A 12,216-nucleotide genomic window follows, 5' to 3' on the forward strand; every position below is an offset into this window, starting at 1 on the left:
CAGCACAAGCCAGAAAACACGCGGAGCTGTCCGAAGTCAAGCCAAGTTCGGACAGCACAAGCCAGAAATCACGCGGAGCTGTCCGAAGTCAAGCCAAGTTCGGACAGCACAAGCCAGAAAACACGCGGAGCTGTCCGAAGTCAAGCCAAGTTCGGACAACACAAGCCTGAAAAATAGATGAATAGAGTAGCCAATAGCTAGAAGGAGGTATTTTTGTTGCAGCCATTATTTTTAAAGCCTGTTTTTAAAGAGAGAATCTGGGGAGGAAATACGTTAGAGCAAGAATATGGATATAACATCCCATCTGGAAACACGGGAGAATGCTGGGCCATTTCTGCTCACCCGAATGGTCCTTCCGTCATCGAAAACGGACCGTATACCGGCATAACCCTGGACAATCTCTGGCGGGAGCATCCTGAACTATTTGGGAATCCAAAAGAGCAGGTTTTTCCGTTGTTAACCAAAATCTTGGATGCCAATATGGATCTATCTGTGCAGGTTCATCCCGATGATGCCTATGCGAGGGTAAATGAAAATGGGGAGCTTGGCAAAACGGAATGCTGGTATATTATCGATTGTAAAGAAGATGCGGACATGATTTTTGGCCATAACGCCATGACAAGGGAGGAATTAGTAGAACAAATTACCGAGGGAAAATGGAATGAACTCTTGCGCCGTGTGAAAATTAAGCCGGGTGACTTTTTCTACGTCCCAAGCGGAACCGTTCATGCTTTATGCGAAGGAACACTTGTGTTGGAAACACAGCAAAGCTCGGACACCACTTATCGTGTGTATGATTATGACCGCAGGGACTCAGCCGGAAATTTACGTGAGCTCCATTTAGAAAGGGCTATTGATGTAACGACTGTCCCGCACCAAGATGGTGAAGCTGTTCAAAGGGTTGAGGAGCAGGAGAATGTTAAGATTACTACTTTAGTAGAGTCAGAGTTTTTCTCGGTTTATAAATGGGAAGTGCAAGGATGTGCCTTGTTTTCCTTTGATGATCACTATTTACTTCTGAGTGTTATAAATGGAGAAGGAGCACTTTTACATAACGGAGAGGAATATGGTTTGGAGAAAGGTGCGCATCTTATTGTCCCTGTTGGATTTGGTGAATTTGAAATTTCCGGTCAATGTGAGTTAATTTTATCGCATAAGTAGACATTGGACCACGGGGCAGTTCTCATGCTTCTTTTACTGCTTGATTATCTCCTTATTCATTAAAGCTTTATTTGATTTGGAGAAATTTGTATCGGTTGAACCGCTAGATTTTACCTTGATTTTGTCTGTTAAAGTAGTTAAAGGGTCACCACGATAGGTAAGCCTACTTTGCTGGTATGACTTGTCTCACGAGTCTTCACTCCTTTCTCCTAAGGGTACGGTGAAGCAGAAGAACCGTCCCCGCGCTTCCCTTCAAACGGGTTAGGTGTGGAACAGAGAAAGACTCCTTACCGGAGTCTTTTCAGCTTATATTTCATTATACATTGAATCAGAACTTATAATGACTGAATAAACGGAACCCAATATAGGTTCCTAAAGTATTTAACATAACATCGTTAATATCCGTAGTTCTATTAGGCATGGTTAATTGGATACACTCGATTAGGAGCGATAACCATAATCCTGCTAAAGTGACTGTTGTCAATCTACCAATCTTGGGATACCTCAATGGTAATATAAAACCAAACGGAATAAATAATAAAATATTCCCCCCGACATTAACGAAAAAGTCGGATGAAATTGGATTTCCCAAGGATTTAAAGGGAATCAAGTTTATTTCCCCTTTACTTATACCTATGCCTAATGAAGAATTTGGAAACATCGTAAATCCGATAATAAAAACCAATGAAAAGATAAACAGTAACCGAATAAGTAACTTTTTTTGCATGATAACTCCTAGTAAAACTCTTTTAGGAGTTATCTTAACATTTAATTAGGGCCATAATAAATAATTTTTTACTGTGGACAAGCAATAAGGTGATTTATTCTTGCTCGAAATTCCTAGAGATGTAAATCGGACCTTAGTCTCGTACATGACGAATTATGAAATAGGTGAGGATCCATAAAGGGATGGATAAAAGGATTCCCCATAAGCATCCTAAACCAAAGTTCCCTCCATCCTCGTTCTCTTTCAATTTTATTCCCTCCATTTGTTGGCTCATTGAAACTCGTCCATCCATTGAGCCCTCCTTTAACACGCTTCACATAATATCAACATTTAAAAGGTTATTAATACTATGGAACACTCGTAATAAATGTTATAATAAGATAAGGAATACATAGTTCGTACGAAAGGGCAAAGCCATTGAAAAGTGGCCGCGCAAAGCTAGAGGGGCTAAGGTCTTTATTGTAAACTATGCCAGCCAGTTACCGAATATGAATCGCCTTACTACGAATTATCATTCATCTAGGAGGTTTACTATGTTTATATTTATCGCAGGTTTATTTGTCGGCTCTTTTTCAATGCTTTTGATTATGAGTTTAATGGCTGCAGCTAAAAGAGGAGATCAAATCTTAAATACACATCATTAATATGTAAACGTTTTCCAAAAACAATCCTTTCTAATTGGGATTGTTTTTTTGTTCATTAAAAATATTAGATCGTTTTTAGGAATCCTCTTATAAATAGAAGTTCAAATATAATGAAGGAATAGTTTTAGCCAGCCAAACACTGCCATCCACAATGGAATACTAAAAGTAGTCCCCCATATAATCCCTGCTAAAATGTTCCCTTCCTTTTCCATGAAGTTCACCCCAAAATAAAGTCCTTTTTTAATTAAATGACCCAACCGCTTACCTATCTTCGATAATTAATAATGATAGTATTCCCTAAATGAAGGTAAATTAATCTGTCATATAAATTCCAATTACTGTGCTGAAGAAACTATGGAACTGGTAGAGTATTCACAAATTTGTTCTCCTATTTTCTTTCGTTTTGTAGTATCCTAATATTTGGAGATAATTTAGATGAACCATAAAAATTAGAATAATTAAGTTAGAGGTGAACCAATTGACTTGGAAGATTGCGAGTTCTAATAAGAATAAGGTAGATCGGTTTGGAATTACCATCGATCAGGTGATTCTTCCAAACGGAGACGAAAAGACATTTTCCTATTTGGACTTTGCCAAAGGAGTCTGCATTCTTCCGATAACGAAAGAGCATGAGGTTGTTTGTTTAAAACAATATCGCCATGCGATTAACAGCTGGCAATGGGAGTTGCCTGCTGGAATGATTGATCAAGAAGGCAGCGACCCAATGGAGGTTGCAAAACGGGAACTTGAGGAAGAAACAGGGTATGTGGCCGAACATTGGCTTGAATTAGGGAGCTTTTATCCTTCTCCAGGCTCCACAACGGAGGAAATATTCTTGTTTGCAGCAGCAGGCTTAACTTCGACCCAGCAAGCGTTAGAAAATAGTGAGACACTAGAACTGCATTATCTGACCATGGAAGAGGTGAAGGATCTCATCGTTAAAGGTGATTTCAAGCACGGTGCCGGTCTAGCCGCTATTTTAAGATATAAGTTTATGACGGATTAGCAATCATGAGGAGGACTATGTTTGGAACCATTATTTTTACAGCCTGTCTTTAAAGAGAGAATATGGGGCGGGACAGCTTTACAAGAAGAATTTGGATATGATATCCCTAATGAAAACACAGGGGAGTGCTGGGCGATTTCCGCTCATCCTAATGGACCTTCTATAATAGATAATGGCCCTTTTAAGGGAATGACGTTAGACCATTTGTGGAAGGAGCATCCAGAGCTTTTTGGAAATCCACAAGGAAAGGTATTTCCTTTATTAACCAAGATTTTGGATGCCGACATGGATTTATCTGTTCAAGTGCATCCTGATGATTCCTATGCGATGGTTGAAGAAAACGGCGAACTTGGTAAGACGGAGTGCTGGTATATTATTGATTGTAAAGAAAATGCTGACATGATTTTCGGCCATAATGCCACAACCAAGGAAGAATTGCAGCAGCAAATTCAGGAAGGTAAGTGGAGTGATCTGCTCCGCCGAGTAAAAATCAAACCAGGTGACTTTTTCTATGTTCCAAGCGGGACCATCCATGCCTTATGTGAAGGAACTCTTGTATTGGAAACACAGCAAAGCTCTGACACCACCTATCGGGTCTATGACTATGATCGCCGAGATGTAGAGGGCAACTTAAGGGAGCTTCATTTAGAAAAAGCAATCGAGGTTACTACCGTTCCGCATCATGATGCTGTAAGTATGAAAACAGTCCAAGAAAAGGATGCTACTTCCATTACAACCTTTGTAGAATCAGAGTTTTTCTCTGTTTATAAATGGCAAGTTGGCGGCAGGTCTAGCTTTTCATTTAATGATCAGTATTTGCTTTTTAGTGTGATTAAAGGTGAAGGCACCCTATCTCATCATGAGAAGCAATATGAATTGAGGAAGGGAACTCATTTCATTCTTCCTGTTGGATTTGGCGAGTTTGAGGTCGATGGGAATTGTGAAATGATTGTTTCTCATACTTAATATGATACAAAAGAGTAAGGACCTATGATGGAGGTCCTTACTCTTTTTGCTATGAAAATATATAATTATTAAATCTTTCTACTAAATAACGAAATGAATTAATAGTTTCAGCCAGCCAAAAAACGCCATCCACAAAGGTATACTTAAAGACGTACCCCAAAATAACCCCACTAATAGATTCCCTTGTTCGTCCATGAACATCCACTCCTAGTAATAGTTGTAGATAACCATTCAGTCTATCAATAGTATTTTACTAACTATAACTGAAAACGCTTTCAATATCAACGGAATAAATTGCGGAATATTAAAAATAATTATGCTGGATTTAGAGGATAATTGTTGAATTTTAGTGAAAGAAGAAGCACAGGGACGGTTCTCATACTTCGGAAGCATGAGAACCGTCCCTGTGCTTTTTTTATTGAAAATTAGCTGCTATAGCTTTTACTTGTTCTTGATTGATCACTATTTGGGCATTGTTTGCTTTTAGTATATCATCGTAAAGTTTTTTTCCTTCACCATGCATTTGTTGATAAACCAACTGAGTTTTGGGATTAAAGTCTTTGGCAGAAAGGCCTAGGCTCAACATATCAGTTGTTGACATATTTGTAGCTACAACAAATTGAGGAATCGTTTTAACCAGGGCTGGCAACTTTGTGATATTGCTTGGGCTTAACGCTTTTTTGGCAATCCCCTTTAATGCTTCTTCCTGCAGCTGCTGACGGCCATATTCACCATTTTTTAGTGAATAACGCTCATGAACAACCTCTGTTACCATTTTCCCGTCAAATGAATAGGTACCTGTACTAATTACTTTATTTCTATTTTCTGCATACCATGGATGGGTTAATTTTACATCAAAAGGTACATTCATTTTGATTCCACCCAATGCGTCAACCATAGATTGGAAGCCCCAATAGTTTGTTTCAACATAATAATTGATAGGGACACCCATAAACTCACTTATAGCTGTAACAGCATCCTCAATCCCTTTTTGGGACCCAACGGTGGCTTGCTTAATATATTGAACACTCGTTAATTTTGTATATCCATAACCATCTAAATGGATACGAGTATCACGAGGTATACTAACTGCCTGATATTTGTTTTTATTTAAATCAACATGGACAAGCACCATCGAATCGGTATGACCTAATTTGTCACCTTTTCGTTGATCAGAACCGATTAAGAGGACGTTAAATACAGGGGTCTTCACCTCAACTTTTTCCTCTGAATTCGTTGAACCTGATGCTTTCTTCGCACCCACTACGGGAACCGTTGAAAAGTGATTTTTGGGCTGCAGTTGATAGTATTCATAGCCAAATGCAGCAACCCCTAGAAGTAAGATTCCTAGCATACTGAAGCCAATTATTTTCCGCTTTCTTCCACTCTTTTTCTTCATATTTTCCTCCACTGTATTATATAAATAGTTATTTAGCCTTATAATTACTGACTAATATTACTATTTTTGGAGAATGTATTCAATAAGATCAAACTGGTAAAAATGAAATATTTGTAGAATATCGTAGAGATTGATTGAATAATGAATGATTTTGTTTAAACAAAAATCTGAATAATTGCAAATGGATACAATAAAAAAAGAACCCGAATTACCGAGTTCTACATTTTTTACCACATCTTACACATTTACCAGTGTAGTAGTCAACTTTATGTTTTTTTAAAAATAAACAAACTATAGATTTAATACTCAAACGATTCCTCTCCTTTGAATATTAATCCGGTAGTCCAGCCATCATAGCTTTCGCCTTAGACCCGCGACTTTGCGTCCCTATTTTTCAAAAGGTTTGCCTTTATCAGATTGATATACTAGAAAATATATGTTTAAAATTGTATCATTTTATGCTCGAATCCTGATGATTTAAAGGTATTTTTAATACAATTTTAATGACTGCTTCACTTAATGTGAAATTAGTAGCATATAAGCTCATAAATATATAACCAAGCATTAACAACTTAAGTCCTGGAGTCGTCCCTTCAGTTGTTATTGTGGGTATATGATACTATATAATAACAGCATTTTGATAGTATGAATACAAATAAGTACTAGTAAATATCCTATTTATTTTTTGGATATTTACTAGTACTTTTTAGTTTTAACTTATTAAAAATTAATAAACTGTGTAACTACCACCGTTAATGTTCACATCATCATAGTGCTTGTTATAAACCGTCGTTAAATAAGATAAATTAATTGCGGTTCCATCATCGAATACGATTAATTTCACTGGTGTAGATGGAGTGAACGAATAGAAAGTTGTGGATCCATTAATTGATATAGAACCCATAACAATTCGTGATTTATCATATCCGTTGTTCAGAGTATACGTTACTTTCGATAGATCAAAAAGGGATAATAATTGGTTTAATGTTAAAGTGTATTGCCAATAAAAATTAGTAATAGCTTTATATTTTTCTTGGGTAGAATTTTCAACATTAACGGTTTCATAAATCGGTTCCTGTTCCGTATAGGTGTAAGGTTCCTGCTCTGTATAAGTATATGGCTGGCTTTCCACCTCGGTATACGTATATGGCTCTTGTTCGGTGTAGGGTACTTGAATAGTCTCAGTTACCGTATTATAACCTGTTTCTGTCCTGTTCCCTACCTGTTTGTAGGCGCTCACTGTTCTTGTGTTATCAGTATCTAAATAAAAATATCCATTCACTTTTTTCGTTTGCCTTGTCCAGACTTTTGTTGTCTGTGTAGTTGTTTTTACATATTTTGATGGAATAAACACTGTCGCCGTTTTGGTTTGCTTTATCCATTTGTTTCGTACCTTTACATAATTTATATACTTAATTGTTGCTTGAAACCAACTTGTATTTACCTTCTTTAATGGACTATTTTTGGATACTTGCACATTGTACTTTTTTCCATAGGAGTTAGCAGCTGTTAATTTACTAATCGTACTTTGCTTTATATAGGCTTGGGTGCTGATTTTTGCTGTGTATATATAGGTGGTTTTGTACACATCCCCATATGTTGTATATTCGACAAGCGCTTTTCCAAAATGGTCACTAACTTTGGTCAATTTGGTTTCCTTATCAATACTGGCAGCGGTATACCATTTATTTATTGTCCGTACCTCGATATCATTGTGATCATTTAGCTTAGGTGTTGTTAGAATAACGGATCCCTTTTTGGCAAAATAATCGGTTACAACCCAACCGTATACGGGGATTGTTTTGGTATAGGGGACCTGTTTGGTAACGGTCTCGGTTCTATATTTTACTACCTCTCGATATCCTGTTTTTTCTACCTCTACATCATGGTATCCTGTTTTTTCAACTGTTTTATAACCGGTCTTTTCTACATCCTGATATCCTGAAATTTTTTGCTCTTGATGGTACATCGCCTTTGCCGCTAGCTCGGTAAGGGAAATCGTAGCAGCATAAGATGGTTTGGCAGGGACCATGGAGCTTAAGGTAACTACAGCTATTATTAAAATTATCAATCTTTTAATCACTATTTTTATCCCACCTAAGTTCGAATATATTCGTTGTCAGTCACCAATCTTATCATATTTATCTTAATTTAATTTATAAAATGCAAATTGAAAAAGATTGTTTGAAGTACCACCAGTGAAGACCCCGTATGGTGAAAGGGAATAACTACTAAATCCTTTATTTTGTGACTCTGCTACTATAATACCTGCCTTATTTATTTTTCTAATAACTGAATACTCTCCCTTTGAGCTATAACTAGTGTAACTTATATATACATCTAAGTTATTGGTAACAGAAAAAATCCTCGAATCTATATTGTTATCTAATTTATATGACTTAACTTGATTTCCTTTAGGGTCAAACCAGATAAATCTATCAGGATATGAATCTCGTACAAGAAGATAATCATTAGCATTAAACATGGAATCTTCTTGCGCTGAAAAGTCTTTAGATTTATAGGCCCAGTTTACCTTTCCAGTAACTGAATATACTTGCAATAAGAATTCATCCGTTTTTTCTGAATAGAAGGTTATTGCAACCGTTCCGTTCGGTGAAACATCATCTATCCATGCATTTGTATTAAATCCTTTGGGCGTTAAAACTTTCCAACGCAATTTGTTCCCTTTAATGGCACTAAGATTGCTGTCAGTAAGGGCATAAAAGGTTTCTGTTTTAGGATTAAACTGTATATCTTCTTTAATTTTAGTCGTCATGGTGTAAGTGCCAATTACTTTTCCGTTGGTTTGATTAATTTGTGTTAACTTTTGGGGATAAAAATCAAAAAGATAAATGTTCCCACTGTCACCAATGTATATTCTGGAACCCTTTCGTTTATTAACCCATTTTGTATTTCCTTTAGCATCCAATTTTCTTATATCATTCTTTGTAAGGATAATTAATCCATCTTTTACAACCTTCAGCCCATAGATATTTCCTAGACTTTTAGAATTGATCTGTTCATAAATTTTTTTACCAATTGTATTGAGAATTATGTAGGAGTTATAAAGGTTGCTGCTTGTAGGAGATGAGTATAGTAAATTAATATAACCGTTCTTATCAATTCCTGGTGCCCAGGTATTACGAATTTGGAATTTACCTGATGTCCATTGATATTTAATTGCAGGTGGATAGGATGCGGCATAAGAATCATTACTATTACAGATCAACAACAAAATCAAGGCCATCATAATGGTTATTATTTTTTTAAACAAATAAATCTTCCCTTATCGTTATTAATGAATCGCACGATATGTAAAGCTAAATAGTGCATTAGTATTTACTCCATTAATTTCTCGGAGGATTATATCACACAAATGGATTATTTTACCTTATTGTCGATAAATAAAGGTGTAACAAAAGGGGGGATCTTTCCAAAAAAAAATATTCAGAAAACCGCTTTCCTTAAGGTTGACAAAGAGAATACTGTAATAGTCATAATCCAAGCTATTCTAAGCCTCCAATGATGATACTTTTGTATAAAGTCAAAATTAGGTAAGAACTCACTCTCTATGGCTTACATGTGAACTGCCAATAGCTAACAATTGGGAGGATAGGTGGTATTAAGTCACTATAATAATATTTAATTGGGTATTTCATCCTTCAGTTTATAGGACTATAATAATATCGAAACTGGAAAAAATTAAAAAATAATAGCTCAATTTGCCCTCATTAGTCATTAATTTATATTAACACCGGGCAAAAATACAAAAGGTGGTGATCCATAAAAGCAATACTTAAATGCTTTTTTTTGAGCAAAAAGTTTTTGTGGAATTACAAGATTTAGAGAGTGATGTTTAAGTGAATGAGAGAAGGAGGGGTTGTTTTTTTGAAGAAAATCATTTCAATCATTTTAACACTGCAAATGTTAATTGTTCCAGGAGCTGCTTTTGCGGCAGATGGTTCTCCACAACAAGTAAAAAGCATGAGCTCGAATCTTCAGACTGGAAATACTCAGTTAAAAAGTTTGAGCTCAAACCTTGCGATTGGGAACACTCCAAGAAATTCGTTACAAAAAGAGGCTAATTATCTTGATCCTTCAAATTATCCGATTATAGCCAATGGAGGCTTAGCTGGATATTTATGGGATAGTAACTATTATTATCACACTATTAATTTTAACAAAATAACTACTTCTACTATTGGTACAGACTATATGACCGTTAGCTTAGCCTATCGCTCACAATATTATTATATTAAAGATCGATATATCAGCATTGAATTTTTTAATGAAACCTCAAATTCCTTAAATTATGTGGGATCTACAACTTACGATACATATGGGTATAACGCTGTTAATTTAAATACTTCTTTAGCTAAATCCAGCTACCAAAATCAACGTTATATATATATGAGAGTAGGAGTATCAATAAATAGATATGATGCATACTACCAAGATGTTATAACCTTTAAGGTAGCTAATCCTTTCTATACTACTGTCGGAAACACCTCAGGTAATGACCGGTATGCGGTTATAAGCAATGAATCTACTAATGGAAGTTCGACAGAGTCAACAGGAGCTTTTAATATTAAAGCAGTGAATGATTCATCGACTAAAAATTTAAAGCCGAATGTTTATAAGGTAGATTATAATAAGCAATTTGATAGTATCAGCAATAAAGGGAAATTAATTAGGAAAAGCTTACTATCGATTAATCCTTCCTATAATGTAGGGGATTATAAATACTTTTGGGTTACAGACTTAACGGATGATTCGAATTATCAAATTAACACAAGATTAGCTTATAGTGGTTCAAAGGCTAATATATGGGTTCATAATAACCAGATTACAGATGCAGATGCTGCCAAACTGGGTCAAGAATTTGATAATAAAATCTATTCCACGGTTGTGAATAACTTTGGTTCTGAATCAGATGTTGACCATGATGGGAAGGTCAATATTCTATGTTATGACATTCAAGACGGTTTCTCAGGAAGCGGCGGATATGTAGCAGGGTATTTTGGGGCTGCAGATTTGTATAACATCTCCTATTCTAATCAATCTGAAATATTCTATATTGATACGTACCCCGCAATGGGTATGAGTTCTACAAAGGACGTTTCTGGCGCATATTCTACGTTGGCCCACGAGTTTCAACATATGGTCAATTATAATGAAAATGTTCTAATAGAAGGAAATAGTGATATGGATACCTGGTTAGATGAGGGTCTTTCCATGGCGGCAGAACAAATTTATTTAGGTACAGGACTTAGTGATCGAATAGACTACTATAACAACTCTTCATCCATTCAAAATGGTCATTCTTTATTGTATTGGGATTATAGCGGTGATGTTTTATCAAATTATGCCTTGTCCTATCTTTTTGCCCAATATATTAAAGTTCAAGCCAATCAAGGGGATAAGATTTTTAAAGAAATATTAACCGATCCGAATAGTGATTATAAAGCAATTGAAGATGTGGCTAAAAAGTATATTAGTTCAGATCTAACTTTTGGAAAATTAATGACGGATTTTCGAATGGCCTTGTTATTAAAGCAATCTACAGGGTTATATGGATTCAAAAGCGATTCGACCTTTAACACAGTAAAAGAAAAAATTTATCAAGGAAGTACGCTCAATCTTCGTGGGGGCGGGGCTGTTGTGAAAGCCTTCAATTCACAGGATGGATTATCAGTCCCTACCAATAAAGGACAGGATATTACTTATACAATTGCCAATATTCCTGGAACAGGAGCGGATACGACTCCTCCAGCAAGCCCGAATGTTAATTCGGTTGGTGATGCCGATACTCAAATCAATGGAACGGCTGAAGCCAATGCAACTGTTTTTGCCAAGGTAGGGCAAAATCAAATAGGCAGCACCACTAGCAGTAATACAGGAGATTTCACAATCAATATCTCGAAACAACCTGCGAATACGGTTATTCAAGTGTATGCAAAGGATGCAGCAGGAAATGTTAGTACAGCCACAGATGTAACGGTAAAAGATGTAACAGCACCAGCCATACCAATTGTCAGCAATGTAAGTGATATGGATACTTCTGTTACCGGGCAAGCTGAGGCTGGGTCTACAGTAGAAGTAAAAGTCACTAGCTCGTTAATTGGCTCTGGAACAACTGGAACAGATGGGAATTTCTCAGTCTCCATTCCAACTCAACAAGCTGGTACAAAATTAACAGTTACTGCGGAGGATCAAGCAGGAAATATTAGCGGGGAAAAAGAAATAACTGTAACAGATACGCAAAAGCCAATCATTAATGGTGTAACCGATCAAACGATTAATGTCGGAGACT

At 36.3% G+C, this 12,216-nt stretch carries 9 protein-coding genes and 2 riboswitches; of the genes, 4 read left to right on the forward strand and 5 right to left on the reverse strand.

What is annotated here, in order from left to right:
- Positions 1-213 precede the first annotated feature (213 nt).
- Positions 214-1,161 carry a mannose-6-phosphate isomerase, class I gene (gene manA / locus V7077_RS24120; protein WP_335506684.1) on the forward strand — a complete coding sequence of 316 codons (948 nt, stop codon included), beginning with the start codon at positions 214-216 and terminating at the stop codon, positions 1,159-1,161.
- 328 nt (positions 1,162-1,489) lie between these two features.
- Here the strand turns inward: manA (V7077_RS24120) and V7077_RS24125 are convergent, their stop codons facing one another.
- Positions 1,490-1,888 carry a VanZ family protein gene (locus V7077_RS24125; protein ID WP_335506686.1) on the reverse strand — a complete coding sequence of 133 codons (399 nt, stop codon included), beginning with the start codon at positions 1,886-1,888 and terminating at the stop codon, positions 1,490-1,492.
- 133 nt (positions 1,889-2,021) lie between these two features.
- Entirely contained in the window at positions 2,022-2,180 is a 159-nt protein-coding gene (locus V7077_RS24130) for a hypothetical protein (RefSeq protein ID WP_335506688.1), read from the reverse strand.
- Positions 2,181-2,285: 105 nt separating this feature from the next.
- A riboswitch (cyclic di-GMP riboswitch) is annotated at positions 2,286-2,375 on the forward strand.
- Between the two features lie 626 nt (positions 2,376-3,001).
- On the opposite strand from V7077_RS24130, the gene V7077_RS24135 reads away from it, so the two are divergent.
- Together V7077_RS24135 and manA (V7077_RS24140) are read left to right on the forward strand one after the other, a co-directional pair.
- Positions 3,002-3,538: an NUDIX hydrolase gene (locus V7077_RS24135; protein WP_335506690.1), complete on the forward strand. Its 537-nt coding sequence runs from the start codon at positions 3,002-3,004 to the stop codon at positions 3,536-3,538.
- Positions 3,539-3,559: 21 nt separating this feature from the next.
- A complete protein-coding gene (gene manA, locus V7077_RS24140) occupies positions 3,560-4,504 on the forward strand; it encodes a mannose-6-phosphate isomerase, class I (RefSeq protein WP_335506692.1) in 945 nt (314 codons plus the stop codon).
- 415 nt (positions 4,505-4,919) lie between these two features.
- Here manA (V7077_RS24140) and V7077_RS24145 read toward each other — a convergent pair whose 3' ends face one another.
- The 3 genes from V7077_RS24145 to V7077_RS24155 all read right to left on the reverse strand — a co-directional run bounded on the left by V7077_RS24145 (position 4,920) and on the right by V7077_RS24155 (position 9,177).
- The gene (locus V7077_RS24145) at positions 4,920-5,903 is read right to left on the reverse strand and encodes an LCP family glycopolymer transferase (RefSeq protein WP_335506694.1); all 984 of its coding nucleotides are present in this window, start codon (positions 5,901-5,903) and stop codon (positions 4,920-4,922) included.
- A 335-nt stretch (positions 5,904-6,238) separates the two neighbouring features.
- Positions 6,239-6,321: riboswitch (cyclic di-GMP riboswitch) on the reverse strand.
- 309 nt (positions 6,322-6,630) lie between these two features.
- Positions 6,631-7,986 (reverse strand): hypothetical protein, encoded by a 1,356-nt coding sequence (locus V7077_RS24150; protein WP_335506697.1) that lies wholly within the window; start codon positions 7,984-7,986, stop codon positions 6,631-6,633.
- Between the two features lie 63 nt (positions 7,987-8,049).
- Positions 8,050-9,177, reverse strand: a complete 1,128-nt coding sequence (locus V7077_RS24155) for a hypothetical protein (RefSeq protein WP_335506698.1) — start codon at positions 9,175-9,177, stop codon at positions 8,050-8,052.
- A 614-nt stretch (positions 9,178-9,791) separates the two neighbouring features.
- On the opposite strand from V7077_RS24155, the gene V7077_RS24160 reads away from it, so the two are divergent.
- The coding region (locus tag V7077_RS24160) for an Ig-like domain-containing protein (protein WP_335506700.1) at positions 9,792-12,216 on the forward strand (2,425 nt) is incomplete at its 3' end.

This window comes from Neobacillus vireti (assembly GCF_036962465.1).
Lineage (GTDB): Bacteria > Bacillota > Bacilli > Bacillales > Cytobacillaceae > Neobacillus > Neobacillus vireti_B.